This window comes from Desulfobulbus rhabdoformis (assembly GCF_016919065.1).
Classification (GTDB): Bacteria; Desulfobacterota; Desulfobulbia; order Desulfobulbales; family Desulfobulbaceae; genus Desulfobulbus; species Desulfobulbus rhabdoformis.
The window spans coordinates 1-18,470 of record NZ_JAFFQA010000064.1 but is presented as its reverse complement, the minus strand read 5'-3'; the positions used below and the strand labels follow the sequence as shown (position 1 = coordinate 18,470).

General features: G+C 48.5%; 15 protein-coding genes and 1 riboswitch. All 15 genes read left to right on the top strand.

What is annotated here, in order from left to right; translation table 11 throughout:
• The first annotated feature begins 135 nt into the window (after window positions 1-135).
• Window positions 136-1,104: a TonB-dependent receptor gene (locus JWJ90_RS20960; protein ID WP_205229174.1), complete on the top strand. Its 969-nt coding sequence runs from the start codon at window positions 136-138 to the stop codon at window positions 1,102-1,104.
• A 111-nt stretch (window positions 1,105-1,215) separates the two neighbouring features.
• Window positions 1,216-1,418, top strand: a riboswitch (cobalamin riboswitch).
• A gap of 109 nt (window positions 1,419-1,527) precedes the next feature.
• Window positions 1,528-2,481, top strand: a complete 954-nt coding sequence (locus JWJ90_RS20955) for a helix-turn-helix transcriptional regulator (protein WP_205229173.1) — start codon at window positions 1,528-1,530, stop codon at window positions 2,479-2,481.
• Window positions 2,482-2,732: 251 nt separating this feature from the next.
• Window positions 2,733-3,824: an ABC transporter substrate-binding protein gene (locus JWJ90_RS20950; RefSeq protein WP_205229172.1), complete on the top strand. Its 1,092-nt coding sequence runs from the start codon at window positions 2,733-2,735 to the stop codon at window positions 3,822-3,824.
• Window positions 3,825-3,952: 128 nt separating this feature from the next.
• Window positions 3,953-5,983, top strand: a complete 2,031-nt coding sequence (locus JWJ90_RS20945) for a TonB-dependent receptor family protein (RefSeq protein WP_205229171.1) — start codon at window positions 3,953-3,955, stop codon at window positions 5,981-5,983.
• Between the two features lie 132 nt (window positions 5,984-6,115).
• Window positions 6,116-7,195, top strand: a complete 1,080-nt coding sequence (locus JWJ90_RS20940) for a FecCD family ABC transporter permease (RefSeq protein WP_205229170.1) — start codon at window positions 6,116-6,118, stop codon at window positions 7,193-7,195.
• Window positions 7,192-7,992 carry an ABC transporter ATP-binding protein gene (locus tag JWJ90_RS20935; protein WP_205229169.1) on the top strand — a complete coding sequence of 267 codons (801 nt, stop codon included), beginning with the start codon at window positions 7,192-7,194 and terminating at the stop codon, window positions 7,990-7,992. The genes JWJ90_RS20940 and JWJ90_RS20935 overlap by 4 nt, the downstream gene beginning before the upstream one ends.
• A complete protein-coding gene (locus JWJ90_RS20930) occupies window positions 7,982-8,845 on the top strand; it encodes a class I SAM-dependent methyltransferase (protein ID WP_205229168.1) in 864 nt (287 codons plus the stop codon). The genes JWJ90_RS20935 and JWJ90_RS20930 overlap by 11 nt, the downstream gene beginning before the upstream one ends.
• Before the next feature lie 195 nt (window positions 8,846-9,040).
• Window positions 9,041-9,994 carry an AraC family transcriptional regulator gene (locus tag JWJ90_RS20925; RefSeq protein WP_205229167.1) on the top strand — a complete coding sequence of 318 codons (954 nt, stop codon included), beginning with the start codon at window positions 9,041-9,043 and terminating at the stop codon, window positions 9,992-9,994.
• A gap of 359 nt (window positions 9,995-10,353) precedes the next feature.
• Entirely contained in the window at window positions 10,354-12,342 is a 1,989-nt protein-coding gene (locus JWJ90_RS20920) for a TonB-dependent receptor (RefSeq protein WP_205229166.1), read from the top strand.
• Window positions 12,343-12,483: 141 nt separating this feature from the next.
• The gene (locus JWJ90_RS20915) at window positions 12,484-13,368 is read left to right on the top strand and encodes a DUF4198 domain-containing protein (RefSeq protein WP_205229165.1); all 885 of its coding nucleotides are present in this window, start codon (window positions 12,484-12,486) and stop codon (window positions 13,366-13,368) included.
• 364 nt (window positions 13,369-13,732) lie between these two features.
• Entirely contained in the window at window positions 13,733-14,479 is a 747-nt protein-coding gene (locus JWJ90_RS20910; RefSeq protein WP_205229164.1) for a hypothetical protein, read from the top strand.
• 1 nt (window position 14,480) lies between these two features.
• Window positions 14,481-14,717 carry a hypothetical protein gene (locus JWJ90_RS20905; RefSeq protein ID WP_205229163.1) on the top strand — a complete coding sequence of 79 codons (237 nt, stop codon included), beginning with the start codon at window positions 14,481-14,483 and terminating at the stop codon, window positions 14,715-14,717.
• A gap of 216 nt (window positions 14,718-14,933) precedes the next feature.
• Window positions 14,934-16,745 (top strand): heterodisulfide reductase-related iron-sulfur binding cluster, encoded by a 1,812-nt coding sequence (locus JWJ90_RS20900; RefSeq protein ID WP_205229162.1) that lies wholly within the window; start codon window positions 14,934-14,936, stop codon window positions 16,743-16,745.
• The gene (locus JWJ90_RS20895; protein WP_205229161.1) at window positions 16,742-17,755 is read left to right on the top strand and encodes an ABC transporter substrate-binding protein; all 1,014 of its coding nucleotides are present in this window, start codon (window positions 16,742-16,744) and stop codon (window positions 17,753-17,755) included. Before JWJ90_RS20900 ends, JWJ90_RS20895 begins: the two co-directional genes overlap by 4 nt.
• A 163-nt stretch (window positions 17,756-17,918) precedes the next feature.
• Window positions 17,919-18,470 (top strand): TonB-dependent receptor plug domain-containing protein (locus JWJ90_RS20890; protein WP_205229160.1); only part of this gene is annotated, 552 nt, incomplete at its 3' end.

The window sequence follows — 18,470 nt, the reverse complement described above, 5'->3', positions numbered from 1 at the left end:
CCTAAAAAATACGCTTTTTCGTCAATAATCCCTGAAATTATCCGATTGCTTCTGTTGCCGCATGCCCGTCATGAATTTGAGGCGATTTACACACTACAAAGCCGCTTCTTGTGCCATTAGAGTGGGGCTCCGGGAATGGCTGTTACAGGAATTTTTTTGGAATCAAATGATACCCAGATTGTAAAAGATAAAGTCAAAGCCACAAATACAACGAAAGCACATCCGGATATAGGCTGTGATTCTATAGGGATTTTTTCTCATTTGAACTATGCGATCACTGATCGTTTTTCAGTCTTGGCTGGGCTGAGGTATGACAAGGTAGAGCTGGAATACCGTGACGCTGGTAATAACCTGTCTATTGACAGCACTGAAAACGAGGTCTCACCAAAAGTGGGCATAACCTATGCCTTGTTTGACAATATCAATACGTATGCCACCATATCCAAAGGATACCGTTCCGGTGGTTTCAATAATTGGAAGTCAGATGAATACAGCCAAACCTATGATCCGGAAACCCTGTATTCTTATGAGATAGGAGTTAAGGGGGTTTCGTTTGATGGTAAATTAATCTGGGACACCTCTCTGTATTATATGGATATCACCGATATGCAGGTGGATGTGTATCTTGACGCTTCAACTACATACAAAACGAATGCTGCCGAGGCGACCTCTATGGGAGTGGAAGCCTCTCTGAGATATCAGGTAGCCCGGGGGCTCAACCTTTTTGCCGGTTTTTCGTATAACAATACGGAATTTGATGAATACAACAATGGATTCACTGACTACAGCGGCAAAAAAACAACCTTTTCACCAGAGTATAATTATAATTTTGGGGTGCAGTACCGTGCCGATCAAGGGTACTACGCAAGTGCGGATATAAGCGGATACGGGGACATGTACCTGGACACCGACAATGAATATAAAAGACCCGCGTATGAGGTGGTCAATGCCAAGATAGGCTACGAAGCGGAAAATTTTGATATCTACCTTTATGCAAAAAATTTGTTTGATCGGGAGTATGATATAGAAGGGCATTACTATGGGGTGTACAGTTATTACTCACAACCCAGGGAAATTGGGATGTCTCTTACGTATCGTTTCTGATTCGTTCTGTTACTTTTTAAAACTTCCGTATTCTCCTTGATTTTTATGCCTGTCTAATTTACTTATGCTGTTGAAAAATTGTATCGGTGCCGGTGTCTTGTCAATTTTCTGGATGCACACAACCTTGTTGGCATGGCATTTGTTGTTTTTATGAAGCGCTTAAAAGGGAATCCCGTGAAAATCGGGAACGGGCCCGCCGCTGTAACCGGGGACGCAAACCGTAAAAACCACTACCCAGAGAGTTGTACGGGTGGGAAGGGACGGTAGGCGGATGATCCGGAAGTCAGAAGACCTGCCGAAACAAATGAGGTGATTTCTCGCGGATAAGAAAGACCGGCGTGTTTCAGGATTTAAAAACGGAAATCCTTAGTCGGAGCCTGGTGAGGCCGGCTAAGGATTTTTTCGTTTTAAGGAAGACTCATTATGAACCAGACAGCGTTTTTTTCGAAAGATGCACTCAACAGCACAGGAAATCAGACACTCCCTATCTGTCAATCTATTGGGCAGGGATCGATCAAGACGATCTATTGTAACTCCGGTATCCAGGTGGTCGTATCGGATTTTGCACTCTATGAACCGACAAACGTTAAAATAGATAATTCGAAATCGTGCTATGGTTTTGGATTCTGTCTTTCCGGATGTATTGAAGCACAGCTCCCATGTTTTACTGATGCTTTTATCATACAAAAAGGACAAAGCGGCTTTTTCAATTTTCCGGAGCTTGAAACGTATAGCACAAACATACATTCTGAGCGACTTATCCGGGTAAATATCTATATCAGCCAAGATAACCTGCTTAAATTTTCCGGAAAGGATCCCGGACAACTGCCGGCAGTACTCACCGACAACAGGCAGGTCCCGTGCCGTGCCGTTGATACAATTACACCGTCGATGCACGCTGTTCTTCATCAGGTGTTCAACTGTACCTACCAGGGATTGGCGAGGCAACTGTATATTGAAGGAAAGGTACTGGAGTTGATCGCCCATAAAATTGCCCAGATGAATACTCAAAGACAACACCCAAAGCATAAAAAGAAACTCTCCTCAGACGAAATAGAACGCGTCCGGCATGCGGCAAACCTGTTGTGCTTTGATTTGGAGCATCCGCCCAATATAGCTGAACTGTCGGGGCATGCCGGTATGTGCCGTAGTAAACTCTACCTTTGTTTTCACGAGGTGTTCGGTACCTCTCCCTTTGGATACCTCCAGCAAAAGCGGATGGAAATGGCCGAGCGTCTACTCAGAGATGGAGAAATCAATGTCACCCAGGCGGCCTATACCGTGGGCTACTCAAGTCTCAGCCATTTTACCAAAGCCTTTACAAAGCATTTCGGTGTCCCTCCCAGTAAATACCCTCAAATATTTTCCCCTTCTTGATCTCTGCATTTACTCCTCGGTAAACAGTATTTCATAGCAAAAAAACGATAGCGCTAATGATAAAAACGCTACAGCTAGCGCAACATATGCTGGCTGTGTTTGTATCTCCAGAACGTTACCAGTCGCTTGTTCTTTTACGTCCTTTGTCATAGAGACATTGTGTCTGTCGTCAGGCACAGTTGTTTCTCAACTTTACAGAGGGGAAAGGACGCAACATCCGATATCGTCAACTTTCTTCCAGGTGCGTCATTATGTCATTGAGAGCCCTGTCGTTTGTTTTTCTCGCCATCCTCCTGTTTTCAGGAGGCTACTGTGCATCTGCTTTCGCTCAACACTACCCGGTGACTATCACGGACGCCATGGGCAGAACGGTTACCATCGACCGACCGGTCAAGCGGATTGCCTTGAGCGGGTCTTGCCTTGATGAAGCTTTCATGATTATCGGCGTCTGGGACAAGGTGGTTGGGCGAGGATACGACATGTATCCGGATAAAAAATTGTATCCGGGCATAGAAAATATACCGATCTTCGCAACGGACACGCCAGGCCCCTACAACGTGAATTACGAAAAGTTATTGGCTCTGGATGTTGATCTTTTATTCACCATCAAAATTGACCCAACCGGTTTTGAAGAGATGAACAATAGGATCAAGTCCCGTATCAAGGTTGTCGCCCTGGATATGTTTCTTCCCGAGACGGTGAAAAGTAATTTTGAACTGTTAGCGGAGGTTCTCGACGCTGAGCCGGAAGTAAAAGAATATCTTGATTGGTATGACAACATAGTCAGGAGCATTACAGCCAGGACATCCGGTCTGCCCCAAGAGAAACGAAAACGTTTTTTCTTGAATTGGAGTTTCGGCCAAAAGGGAAGTTTTCCAACCTTATCCGACAAATTCCCGGGCATGTCCGCGACTAATCATATTTTGGGCGGGATAAACGTTGCTGCCGACCTCAAGGGCAAGGGAATGAACGGCGCAGTTGTGGATCCGGAGTGGCTGATGCAGCAGCAAATCGACATTATTATCTGCCAGGGAAGACTTCCCGGCGCCTATGGGGCAGCCGTTGAGGACTCTACAAAAATTGCATCCCATCGGGAAGCGATCATGGCTCTTCCCGTCTTTGCTTCAAGCGAGGCCGTCAGAAAAGACAACGTGTATATGATGTATCCCCGGCTCATGTTTTCCCCCGGGCTGCCTCTTTACCTGGCTTATCTGGCAAAATGGTTTCATCCTGCACTGTTTCCCGACCTGGATCCACAGTCCTTACACCAGGAATATCTGACGCGTTTTCTGCACTCAGACCTCAATCTTTCCAGACAGGGCGTTTTTGTCTATCCGCAATGAACCGGGCCGTTTTGCCTGTCTTTCAATGTTTTGATAATACTGAAAAATTGTAGGAAATGATCAGGGGATCCAGGTGCGGAGTACAAAAAAGAGTCGTTGTTACGACATCTAAAACCAGGAGGTTATATATGCAGGAGGACAGTTGGGAAAAAAAACGGTGCAGCCTGTCTGCAATCTTCAATCTTACCCATGTCGTGGCAATTATGTTGTTCTGTCCCGCTTTGCCGGCGTGGGCTGAAGAGGCAGAAACGGAGAAATCAAGTGCACGCATCGGCGACATGGTCGTTACAGCTACCAAGATGTCCACAGAGGTGGATAAAATTCCTACCAATATCACCGTCATGTCCCGTGAAGAGCTGGAAAAATATCCAGGCCATTATAATGCGCTAACCGTACTGCAGGAGATGAATATACCGGGAGTCTATTTTCCAGCGAACGGTAATGGCGGCGGAAATGGTGATGTTGGAATCAGTACCAGGGGCAGTGAAGTTTCGCATTGGCGGGCGAAGATAATGATAAACGGTGTGGAGTTTAACGGTGGAAACGGATACATACGAGCCGGTCGCTTAGCTATACATGATATTGAACGCATTGAAATAACCAAAACACCGTCAGCCGAATACGGGGACAATGCTTCGGGTGGGGTGATCAATGTCATTACCCGTACAGCAAGGGAGCCGCTGGAAGCCAGCGCCGGTTTAGCTTTCACCAGCCTCGGTGGCGGAAACGGTTACAGTGTGCTCAATGGTTCAAGGGGGGATTGGTCGTACTACCTAGATGTCTCCGCTGTACGCGAAGATTCGTATCAGGATGAAGGCTATTACGATGGCAACAATATATACGGCAAGGTGGACTACACCTTGAATAATGAGGCTCAGTTGACCTTCCATGGCTCCTACAAGGATTCAGAAGGTATTTACGCCACAGGGTTGACCAGGGAGGCTTTTGATAAGGATCCCACCCAAAATGCGACCGGGGCCGACAGGTACTACGAAACCGAAGACAATTTGGGCGCCCTCGTGTACAGGCAGCAACTGGGGGCTCATGAATTGATGGGCAAAATGGAGCTCCATGCGTCAAATTTTCAGACATATTGGAACGGAAGCTACATTGATAGGGAAACCTGGCAGGCACATCCGGAAGTGAACATGACCTTCAACCATGACATAGGGAACATGGTGAATACGTTGGTTCTTGGCGGAGAGTATCGTTATCACGAATTGGATGCAAAAAAATATACGGCGACCAGTTTTTATGATGTGGGCGCAATCAATACGTCGTTCACACGGGAAGACATCAGCTATGCCGGGTATCTGCAGGATGAGCTGCGAGTCAGCGAGGCCTTCACGGTTACCGTCGGAATCCGTTACGATTATTTTGATCTGGAGCAAACTGCCCACACCGCAAGCAGCAATGCATGGACACAGGCCAAAGGTGATTTTAGCCCCAAAGTCGGTCTTACCTATCAACTCTGCGATGAGGTCAATTTGTTTGCGGGGTTCAATAGCGGCATTACGAGCCCCGTCAGGGTGTCCCAGTGGTGGACCAATGGGGAGCTGGATCCGGAAAAACTCCGGTCCTATGAAGTCGGCCTGCGCGGGAATATTTCGGGTTGGCTGGATTACAATATAGCCCTTTTCTGGCAGGAGGTGAGCGATAAGTTTGTCAGAGAAAGTGCGGACGCGGATGCGCAATACGAAAACGCCGGGGAAACCAGCTCAAAGGGGGTGGAGTTGGGCGTTAATGCCAAGCTGCCCCATGGTTTTTATTCCTCAACCAGTTTTACCTACCAGGATTCCGAATTTGATGAATTTGTCAGCCAGGGGGTGGATTATTCAGGCAACACCATGACCGGCGTTCCGGATATTATCTTCTCTGTTAAAATTGGCTATTTCAATGAAATGTTTGGGGATATTTCAATTAATCCCGTGTACACGGGCAAGCGGTATTTTAACTATGCCAACACCAACACAGATGGTGCCTTCTGGGTGTTGAATGCCAGATATGCTCAAACGATCGGGCGGTTTGAGTTGTATGTCGCGGCGAATAACCTTCTCGATGAAAGCGCTGTCGGCAGCGGCAGTGGGAATCCCGGCAATGAAATGCTCAGTCCCATCGCAGGATTGAACGCGATTGTCGGCTTAAATGTGAAATTTTAGCCCGGATAAGAACTTTTTCGGACCTGGCTTCCCTGGCTCTGCTTCAGGAATACCTGACCCGGTTACTTCAAATAGATTTTCCGTGGTTCACGGTACGACGCTTTTTCTATCCCCGATGAACAGAAGAGGAACATGCCTGCATCTCACCCCCTTGGTCATAATACGGAACTTCTGGTAACAGCCTACCGGCAATACAGGAAAGGAAAATGGTTGCTGTGCATGCTGCTGCTTCCTCTGCTGTTGCTCGCTGTTCTCTGCAGTCTTGCAGTCGGCTCTGCCGATATTTCCCTGCTGGAAATCCGACAGGCTTTATGGCAGATGGTCACCGGGCAGTCATCGGCTATGGAAAACAACTCCGGCCTCATTCTACGGGAGTTCCGCCTTCCCCGCATAGTAATGGGAATTTTAACCGGCATGGCCTTAGGGGCCTCGGGAGCGGTCATGCAGGTGGTGCTGCGTAATCCGCTTGCTGATCCATATATCTGTGGCATATCGGCCGCTGCAGGATTTGGCGCATCCCTGGCCATTATTGCAGGAGTCGGAGTCCTGAGCGGACCTTATCTTGTTATCGGCAATGCCTTTATCTTCTCCCTTGTGTCTGTAGGGGTTATTTTGATGATTTCAGGCAGAAAGGGGAGTGCTCCCCAGACCATGGTCCTGGTCGGGATTGCGCTCCTGTTTTTTTTCCATGCAATGACCACTATCCTCCAATATTTCGGTGACTCCGACGCTGTTAAGGCCGCCGTTTTTTGGACCATCGGTGATCTCGGAAAAGCGGGATGGGATGCGATCAGAATTATAGCCCCCCTTGTTGTTTCAGCCACCTTGTATCTCTGTTGGCAGGCTGGAAATCTGAATCTGGTCAATGCCGGAGACGAAACCGCGCAAAGCCTGGGGATCCATGTCGGACGTATCCGTATTCTCTCCCTGATTGTTTCGACGATCATGGTTGCAGGCATTGTAAGCTTTACCGGAACAATAGGTTTTATCGGCCTGATTGCCCCGCATATGGTCCGGTTTCTTATCGGTAATGACAATGCCATTCTCATCCCTTCCTCCGCCCTGTTAGGAGCCATACTGCTGGTCATCTCCGATACCTTTGCCAGGACCGTGATGGCACCGATCATTTTACCGGTGGGAACGGTTACAGCCTTTCTTGGTGTGCCCTTATTTGTTTATCTCATCGTCTATAGAAATGAGATGTTGCAATGAACATCACAGTTGATGCGCTCTCTTTCTCTTACGCGGCCGAGCAGGTGCTCCGGGAGGTCAGTTTTCAGGTTGCCCACGGGGAAATTGTCTGTATTGTCGGGCCGAATGGTAGCGGTAAAAGCACCCTGATAAAATGCATTGCCTCTCTTTTGAAAAAACAGTCTGGCAGGATACTTTTTGACGATGTTGATTCCGAACGCCTGCCTCCCAGAGAGCTGGCAATCCGCATCGGCTATATGTCCCAGGCGGCGACTTTGTGCTTTTCCACCACGGTTTTTGAAACCGTGCTCATGGGGAGGAGGCCGCACAGCTCATGGCGTAGCACCAGAAAAGATACCTGGGTGGTTGCCCGCATTCTGGAACAGATGGACTTGGAGGAACACGCGCTGCAGAGCGTCAATCGCCTGTCCGGCGGGCAGCAGCAAAGGGTATTCATTGCCAGGGCGCTTGCCCAGGAGCCGCAGGCACTCCTGCTGGATGAACCGACATCGGCCCTGGATATTGCTCACCAAATGGATACCATGGATACCATTCGTCACCTTGCCCGTACCCGGCGGATTTCGGTAATTATGATCCTTCATGACCTCAACTTGGCCGCAAGATATGCAGACCGGATTGTCATGCTGTATGAGGGGCGGGTGCGTGTTCAAGGTAGCCCCGCGCATGCTTTTACCCCGAACAATATGGAGACAGTGTACGGCGTAAGAGCCTCTATTCAAAGAGCCGACGGTATTGTCTCGATTGTCCCTGTCGAGCGCAGCAGGCCTCGGTACGCACAGAAAAAATATGTCGAATAAAAATGAAGAATTTCGGCCGGAAAAACTTCTCCCGGAAGAATACATCCATCGTTTGGAAATCTTCAATGGTTTCGCCCAAGAAGCTATCCGCCAAGCCATTCATCACCTTGGGCTGTTTCCTGGATGTGAAATCCTGGATATTCCCTGTGGCATAGGGAAGCATGCCTGCTGGATGCTGGAAGAAAATGAAGAGGCTCATGTTACCGGCGTTGATATCTCGGAGGAGCATCTTGCATATGCAAAGAAACTGTTGAACGATAGCCCGGTCAGAGGAAGTATCTCTTTGGAACAGGGGGATATGACCGACCTTGTCTTTGCTGACAATACGTTTGATTTTGTATGGTGCTGCAATGGTTTATGGGTAGGCGATCCTGCCATGGGCTATCTTGCTTCGGAGCCATATCAAATTCTTGGTGAACTGAAACGGATTACAAAGCCAGGTGGCAAGATAGCCCTCATCTATTCAACCAACCGCAAATTTCTTCCTGGTCATCCCCTCCTTGAGTCAGTACTTTCCGCGACCTTTGCCTGTCATTACCTTCCGGTGAATGCAAAAATATCCCCTGAGTTCAATATAATGCGGGCTCCTCTCTGGTTGAATAACGTTGGTCTCGAACAGGTGGAGGCAAAGAGTTTTGTTGCCGATTTACAGGGCCCGTTTTCCCAAGAAGAACTCCCCAAAATGGCCAGCATGTTGGATATATTCTGGGGGAAGGCGGAAGGCGAGATCTCTCCCGGGATGTGGAAACAGTACCAGTCGCTCTCAGATCCCGATTCGGACGACTATATTTTCCGCCTGGAAGGATATGCTGGGTCCATAACCTATACAATGTTCACCGGAGTCATTGCCTGATCCAACCTACAAAATCTGTTTTGTATCTCCCGTAGTTCCTGGTTGCAGTACGAGAATAAAAGATTGACGGAAGGGCTGAAAATTTGTTAAATTTTAGACCGTTCTAATTTGATTAGATCCGTATAAGTAAAAGGCCAGCCGTATTAGAAGAAATAGCTTTAATTCTCTGCAATCACTGATCATCCTCGCTATGGCATGAAAACAGTCAGTCTTGAAGTTCCTCCCCGTCCGACGGCAATTCCTCATCAATTCAGGGTCGATATCCCTCCATCATTCGGGCAGGGAGGCATTGACATCATTTCTTTTCCCTCCGGTATCCAACTGCTGCAGGCGGACTGGCAATTCCAGCAGGCTACCCTTTGTCAAAGCTCTCTCAAAGAGTACTCCGTTGGCTTTAGCTTTTGTCTTCATGGCCGGTTTGATTACCATCCAGCCTGTTTTGACCGGCCCTTTGCCGTAAAGGCGGGGGAGAGTGGTTTCTTTTCTTTTCCAAAAGAAATCGACTGCCAGGAAACAGCCGATGGCGGACGGATGTTCAGGGTGGTTGTTCTTTTAAAGAGCGAACAGTTATTCCAACTGATGAATGGAGATGAAGATCGCTTTTGCCCTCTCCTCAAAAGTCTGGAAAAAAGCTCCTCCACCCGCATTGCCCAGAGCACAACTCCGCTCATAAAATCGGTTTTGCATCAATTGCTCCATTGCCCTTATTGCGGAACGACACGGCAAATCTACCTGGAAGGTAAAACTATGGAGTTGATCGCACATATGCTGGAACAACTCTGCCCCCGTGGTGGGTGCTGCCATGGTTGTCCCGTCAAATCGTCGGATGCAGACCGTGCTCACCATGCAGCGCATATGCTGATCCGGGACCTGAATAATCCACCGGACATCATAAAAATTGCCAAGTCGGTCGGGCTGAGCAGAACCAAGCTGTTCCGTTGCTTTCGACAGACGTTTGGGCTGTCCCCGTTCGAATATCTGCGCAATCGACGTCTGCAGATGGCTATGCACCTGCTGCAGGATGGAGAGGTGAATGTGACTGAGGCTGCCTTACTCGTTGGCTATACCAATTTGAGTTATTTTGCCAAGGCCTTCAAGCTGATGTTCGGCATTGCGCCGAGCGAACTGCGGAAGTCTATCCAGGCATAAGGGTAAAGGGAATCTTGAATAATTGCTTTTTCTGCCAATCCCGCGGAGTCTGGCGCTTACCTCGTCATGCTTAAAATTTTATCCTCGGAATATCACCCATATACCTGCGGTAAAATTTTGCGCAATCCTCGAAGTCTGCGCTTATCTGGCCTTGATTGAAAAATCTAATTATTCAAGACACCCTAAAGTTCTAAGAATTTTCCCATTCTGAACGCTGGCGTTCATTAATTGTCCGCCAGCGTTAGCTTTTATTTTTTCCCCTTATTATCTTGTTTTTGTATGAATATCAAATGGTTGCTTTCTGATTAATAGGGGGGAGTATGAAGTGTTTGCGCCTTTGGGTTGCTGGAGGGCTTCTGATGAGTTGCTGTACTGCAACGTCAGGAATGGCTGGGGAGCAGGATAAGACTACCTTGGAAACAATGACGGTCACTGCCCAGAAACAGGAAGAGGATATCCAGAATGTGTCAATGGGGGTAACGGCACTCGATGATCAGGCCATTGAGGATATAAAAATTGAATCTGTAGCGGAGTTGGCCGATTATATCCCCAATCTCATGATATACAAATTCGGCATGGAGATGACCAGCCAGCCAACCATGCGCGGGATTTCAGCCTCAGCTAATTCAGAAAATGCAACGGCGGTGGGGCTCTTTGTCGATGGCGTTCCGACCTTGTCCACCGCAGGTTACGAAGAGGGCTTTGTTGATATTGAACGTATCGAAGTCTTGCGTGGTCCGCAGGGGACTTTGTACGGGAAAAATACCGAGGCGGGCGCCATTAACATTATTACACGGCAACCGGATAATACCTTTCGAGGAAGAATTTCCACGGAACTTGGAGAGGATAACAGGAGAAAAGGGGTGCTGAGTCTGAGCGGCCCTTTGCTGGAGGATAATCTTTTTTTCAGCATAGCAGGGGAGTATGGGCAAAAAGACGGCTATGTCAAAGATTCTACGACCGGTGGCACCCTGGATGACAGGGAACATTGGTTCGGCAGGGGCAAGTTGCGCTGGACTCCCCTGGAGAATCTGGACATATCCTTGATCGTCTCAAGACTTTCCCACGAGGATGGCGGTGTCAGAATGAATTTAACCCCGGAAGGTGCCGCCTCGTTAGACCTAGCAGCACCGGAAGACAGAAAAATGGGGACGAATGTTGCCCTGTATCGTGATACGGACAGTGACCTGCAGGCGCTGAAAGCAGTGTATGACATCAATGATTCATATTCTCTGACCTCCATCACCGCCAGGAAGACGTTCACCCAAAAAACCTCCAATGATTGGGATTTTACCACCACGGAAATGATGGAAAAGTTTTCGGACAGTGAAAATCACATGATTTCCCAGGAGCTTCGTCTTAACGGGAATACCGGAAAGCTCAAATGGATCGCCGGGCTCTACTATGATGATAACTCTATTGAGCGAACCATTCAGTCCGCCTTGACAGCGGCTGTTCAAACCGATCGTGAGATCAATGGAGATTCCTATGCTGTTTTCGGGCAGGCCAGCTATTTTCTAAGCCCACAGATAAACCTGGTCGGCGGGTTGCGTTTTGAAGAGCAGAATATGGAGTATGAAGACCACGTAATGCATACCAGCAGAGATGATTCCTGGAGCGATATTTCCCCAAAAGTCGCTCTGGAATATCATATGACTCCGGAGATTATGTCGTATTTCAGTATTGCGAAAGGGTACCGATCCGGCGGTTTTAATCAACTTGCCAGTGACGAACGGTATGCCAGTTATGACGAAGAAACCTTATGGTCCTATGAGCTGGGGGTGAAGAGCACTTTCTTTGACCGCCGACTCGTTGTCAACGGCGCTGTCTATTACATGGATATCAATGATATGCAGGTAGAGGAATCGGTTGATCCCTCGGAGGCATATGTCACCAATGCCGCTGAGGCAACGGCAATTGGTGCGGAGCTGGAGATAAACGCCCGGGTTGCGAAAGGACTGACGCTGACAGCCGGGTTCGGCTACTGCGACATCACCTTTGACAAATATAAGGATCGGCTTGGAGATTATGAGGGCAATCACAATCTGTACGCACCGGATTATACTTTTAGTCTGGGTGCCCAATACCGGCATAGCAGCGGTATGTATGCCCGGGCGGACCTGCTTGGTTACGGTAAGATGTATTTTGATAAGGCCAATAAATATTCAAGGGATCCTTATGAACTGGTGAACCTGAAGATCGGCTATGAGTGGGACGACTTTGATCTGTATCTTTACGGGAAAAATATCTTTGACAGGGAGTATGACTCGGTGGGGTATTATAACGGTCATTATACTATATATAGCGATCCTCGGGAGGTGGGGATTCAGCTAACCTATCGATTTTAAGAAGACGTTCAATATAAAGACAATCTCCTTGGAAATTGATACGCAGGCGTCAAAAAATTAAACTCCAGCGTTAGTCGTAATACTCTTTTTCAAGTATTTTTCTATTCATTTAATAACACCTTACTTTAAGGAGCTTTGATTATGAGAAAACCAATAGTGTTGATGAGTTTTTTACTGCTGCTGTTTGCCTCTCAGGCCTCAGCACATTCGTTCTGGATAAATTCCTTTGAATCCCATGGCCATGGGGCGCATAATACCATGGTTTCCCTTGGCTGGGGGCATGCGTTACCAATGGATGACGTGCTCAATTCGGTTAACGCACGTATCGAGGTCGAATCCTTTGACCTGTTCACCCCATCCTTGCAAAAAACTGCGTTGCGGAAAACCCCGGTTGAGGTAAACGCGCCAAGCCAGTCCACTGCTGATTTTGATCTGTTTGACGCGGATCTGGCTACCCAGAAAATAGCCTTGAAAAAGGAAGCTGAGAAGGGTGTTTACCAGTTCGCTGCAGTCTCAAAACCTACCTTTTATGTTCAATATATAGACAAAAAAGGGAACAAACGCCTGAAGATGAAACCCATGGATCAGATACAGGATATCGACAAAGTGTTGATGGCGGTAAAATACCAGGCCTTTGCCAAATCCTACCTTACCGTCGGGGCATGGCAGCAACCAAAGCCTCTAGGGCATGGCATGGAGATAATCCCCCGCACTGATCTGAGCGATGTGCATGTTGGAGACCTGGTGGAAGTCGACGTGATTTTTTATGGGGAACCGTTGCAGTCGACGGCAAAAAGTAGTGAACACATTAAGGCTGTAAGCAACAGCTTTGGTCAGAGTGACGGTTTTTACCTGGCGTCTACCGTTAAAAACGGCAAAGCTTGTTTTCGCGTGCAAAGTGCCGGGCAATGGCAGGTCAGTGTATCACATAAGGACGATGTCACTCCTGACGGGGAGATGAAAGACCTGATGGGTAAAGCACAACAGGTCTATCATGGAGCCAGCCTGACTTTTAACGTTAAGTAATCAGTTAGGCCAGGCTTTCCACTAAGACTATTACCCGCATAGGCAAAGAGTGTGGCGGAAAAATTCGCAGCCACACTCTTTGACCAATATCCTCACTTGAGGATTATACTGTTATTCACCCCTCACAACGGGGAAAATCAGGTATGGCCCCTCTACAGGAGGGGCCATACCTGATTTTTTTGGGGAGCGATAATGTCACGAGTTAGGAGTTGACAATTCGTTCTTCCTAAAATAGAATAACGCGCGTTTTGCATAACCATTTATATCAAATTTTCAATGAGTTGCTGTTTCTCGTGCCTAGCCTGCCTCTTTCCCTAAGATAAAGGATGAACGTAAACGGCGATCCTATGACAAGGAAAGGGGTATGGATTTACTCATTGCCATTGATGACACCGACTCTATTGAGGAGGGGGCAACCGGTCAACTTGCACAGCATATTGCAAAAAGAATTGACCAGAGAGGTTGGGGGCGCTGTGGTGCCATTACTCGGCACCAGCTTCTTCTTGCACCGGAAGTCCCCTATACCTCCCATAATAGCTCCATGTGCTTTCCGGCAAGTGTCCACGTTCCCCGCTCAGAGCTGATAGCCTTCTGCAGTGAGATATTGAAAGCCTGCTCTGCCGCAGGATCGGATCCTGGGCTGTGCATAGTCTGCCCGGAAGAGCTTCAGGATCACGAGGTCTTGATAGGCTATGGAAAAGCTACAAAACAGCGGGTGATGACTAAGGAAGAGGCGTATCAGCTTGCAGAAGATTTAGGCCTCCACCTCTCGGAGCATGGCGGCAACGGCCAAGGTATCATTGGGGCTTTGGCGGGTACCGGCCTTCGTCTTTCCGGTAACGATGGACGCTTCTGTGGAAAATGCACCATTCCCTCTTCCCATGGAATAACGACTGTTACACAAATTCATGCAGCCGGAATCGACCGTGTACAGACGCTTGAAGGACACCATCTTGGTGTAGCAGAGCCTGTCTTCGTCGGCGAGTGGGTCAAAACAGTCTTGCTTGACAATCAATCGGTTCTTTTGGTGGAGCCCAATGCAAGACCTGAGCGTCCTTCCAGTGATGCCCCGTGGAAGGCGTGTGAGCGGAAAATTTTCATGAACTATTAAGATGCACCAGCTTCAAAAAACAGCATTGGGGACGATTTTCCTGGGATCAGTGGAGACTGAGGCTGATCTTGAAGCAGCCGCGAACCTGGCTACCCATTGCCACGAGTACCAAGAGGATGTGGAGGATGAGGCCTATTTTAATGGAAGCAAAACCTGCTTTGATTGTCGTTTTCGAAGGTGGCTGTCAGGCGGATTTTCCTGCCTGAAAAACTTCCCCGGTACCAGCCACAACAAGTAAAGGGTGTCTTGAATAATTAGATTTTTCAATCAAGGCCAGATAAGCGCAGACTTCGAGGATTGCGCAAAATTTTACCGCAGGCATATGTGTGATATCGGAGTCTTCGCTTACCTCCGAGGATAAAATTTTAAGCATGACGCCGGGATTGGCAGAAAAAGCAATTATTCAAGATTCCCTAAAGAAGCCTCTGCTCCCCAACGCGTATTGCACAGCGGAATGAACAAAAGTGCCCTTATCCATGTAGGCGTCGTCCTGGTTTGCGTTTCCTGGCTTTTTTTCCTGCCAAAAACCGGCACCCTCCACTGGACTTGCCCCTCTCTTGCGGGAATACTCTCCATCCTTTCCTTATCGTCAATCCGCACCGGCCCCTATTTCAAGCGAATGCACCGCTTTCTTCTGGGGGGATTTGTTCTCCTTTTTATCGGCGCCGGCATCAGCGCTCTGGGACATCACGGGCTTGCTCATGCCATGCATGGTTTCTCTCTTCAGGCTGTGGATTTACTGCTGGACATTGCGGGCATGATCATGCTCACCGGGGTTGCCATGGCTGCCTATAAACGCTATGTCGCCAAGGCTGGCCGTTTTGAAAACAAAGCAATGGATCTTATTTTGTTGGCTGGCATGGCCTTTCTGCTCCTGTCTGGTTTCTGGCTTGAAGCCACCAGGATTGCCACCTCCTCCTCCCTTCCTTATTTTTCGGTCGTTGGTGTTGTGTTTGCGGCTCCATTGCTTGTTGCACCCGTCCCTGTCGAGCATATTCATACTTGCAGCACAGTCCTCTGGTACCTGCACGCTATCTGCTCCTTTCTCTTTTTAGCCGTGCTCCCCTGGTGCAAATTAAGTCATATATGGGCGCTGCCTTTGCGTCTTCTTTTCGTGCTGCCACTGGATACACGCACTCAAGCCCCCCTGAAAACCTCGTCTTCTGCCTCGACATCAAGAGATCTGCCCCAACGCTCGCTCATGGAGATTGACGCCTGTATGCAATGCGGCCGATGCAGAAAACGATGCCCCATTTTTATTGCAGATCATACATTTTCTGTCAAACGACTCCTCGACTGGGCAAAACTGCAGGCAAACAGCGCATGCTGGACGGCAATTACGCGTCCTCCCCAGGATATTCTCACAGCTGTCTGGTCCTGTAGTGGCTGTCGTCTCTGTGAGGAGCAATGTCCTATGGAGGGGGAGCATCTGGCCTATATCAGTTCACTCCGTCGTTTCCTTCTGGCAAATAATGAGGCCCCCGCTGCGATTGTTGCCCGCTTCACCGCGCGCAGCATTGAACAAAAGCAACAACCACTCCCTAAAGACGTAAACACAACGGTTTATATATGGCCAGGATGCGATGCATCCATCTCTGAAGCCAAATCCGCGGTCAGCATCCTGGAGGGGGTGCTTACACAGCTGGACATCTCGTATTTCAGACTTTCGCCGCCAATGTGCTGCGCCGGAACTGAGCGCCTTTTAGGCAACAATGAGCTTTTTCAGTGCGCCAGAGAGAAAAATATGGGCTACCTGGGCATGCTGCCACCGGGCACAATCATTGTTCCCTGTCCCCATTGCTATATAACGCTCAAGGAGAGCTATCCCGGCCTTTCATCTTCCTTTACCATTTTGCATCATTCCGAATACCTCGCAGATTTGGCACAAAAGAAAAAACTTCCCCGGCCTATTCTTGACTCAACCATCATCAGCTATCATGACCCCTGTTTTCTCGCGCACCAGGCAGCTGGCTTCACTGCACCACGAGCAGTCTTAAGGGCTGCAGAGGGGATAGATTTAAAGGAAATGAAAAATTCCGCAGCCAAGAGACGTTGCTGCGGCTCAGGAGGGGGGAGCGTTACTACAGATTCCAGTGCAATCAATGCCAAACAGCGTATTCACTTGGCGCTGGACGTTGGGGCGCAGGTTTTAGTGACCAGCTGCCCCTACTGTAAGGCGAATCTCAACACTGTGGCCACCAGTGAGAAACTTCCTCTAAAAACCATTGATATTATGGAACTCTTTTTCCACGGAGAGATTAAGTGAGGGCGAGTGTTTTTCTACTGATTGCCGCGGTCGCTGGCTTGCTAAGCTCTCTTTCCCATGCTGAACTGAGAACGGATATGTACGGCAAGCAGGTTGAAGTGCCTGAAGTGATCAACCGTGTTATCTGCTCCTCTTCCGTAGTCACCTACCTTGTCTATACCCTTGATCCAGCCTTGCTCGCAGGGCTCAATAGCAGACCAAACCAGGCCATGCGGTCGTTTTTTACCGAGGCAACGCTGAAGAAACCGGTTGTCGGCAGTTTTGGAGGCGCGCGAAACCTCGTCAATTATGAGAACATTCTCTCGGTTGCGCCGGACCTGTTTCTTCATTGGCCTGCACACAACACCCCAAACAAACATGAGGAAAAACTGGTTCAAATGGGCTTTCCGCTCATGGCGCTGAATTTAAGCACTCTGGAACATTACCCTGCCACGTATCGTTTTATGGGCAACCTGCTCAACCGAGCCCAACGTGGAGCCACTTTGGCAGATTATTTCACAAAGGAACTCGATACCCTTAAAAAACTGCGTGACCGTATTCCAGATGCCCAACGGGTCCGTGTCTATCTTGCCGAGGGAACCGACGGTCTCTTGACCGTGACAGAAAATTCCGTGCATTCGGAGGCTATTCGCCTGGCCGGAGCCATCAACGTACATACGCAGAGTTCATTCAACCTGCGCAATAAGGAGCGAATTTCGCACGAGCAGGTGTTGCTCTACACACCGGATGTTATCCTGGTCCAAGATCGCCATTTCTACGCCTCTATTTTTAAAGACCCGCGCTGGAGGCAACTGAAGGCTGTACAAAAACAAAAAGTGTTTCTCATTCCGGATTTCCCTTTCAGCTGGATTGATCAACCCCCGTCTTTCCTCAGACTTCTGGGTGCAAAGTGGTTGGTCCATGTACTGTATCCAGATTTGTACCCGACCGACTTTCAGACCGATATTGATTATTTTTTCGGGCTTTTTTTTGAAAAAAAAGCTCATACAGCACACTACATGGTGCCCTGATCCGCGGGACTAGAGGCGAAACCTTCTTGCCATGCCCGCATAGCGGGAAGGTGCTCTCTCGTTATATTTTACACAGGCATAACGATGGCTGTGTTCAGGGACGGGGGCCATGCCAGTTGCTGTTTTTCCAAGGCTCGTTAGATAATTGAAACCAGGAATTACTATGCAAACAGTAGAACAACAGGTGTCATCACCAATCAAAAAGTACCCTTTTTCAAAAATTGTATTCACAGTTGCTTCAAGTATAACCTTGGCAGGCTTGCTTTTTCCATCACAAGGAGCAGCGGAAGAACAGGTGGATCTGAAATCAATTGTCATCACCTCGACGATGATTGATCAGGACGTGGAAACCGCACCGGGAACTGTGGATATCATCGATAAAAAAGAAATCTCTCGTCTTGGTGCGGAAAACATCTCAGATGTTTTACACCAAGCAGCAGGAGTAACCTTCTCTACGGGCGCTGGAAGAAGTAATGAGGTCTCCATACGTGGTATGGGGTCTGGCCATACTCTCATTCTCCTTGACGGGCGGAGAATATCGGGCAGCTACAATGCCACCGTCGATGTCAACCAGATCCCCATAGTCCTGGTGTACGCCCGGCATGGGCGTGAACTTATGGGGTGCAAGTCCCCTGTACGTAGAATCCAATCACTGCCTTTTGGCAGCGATACCAAAGTACTAGCCGACGGCAAGGGCGTCTCCGCGAGGAGGGGT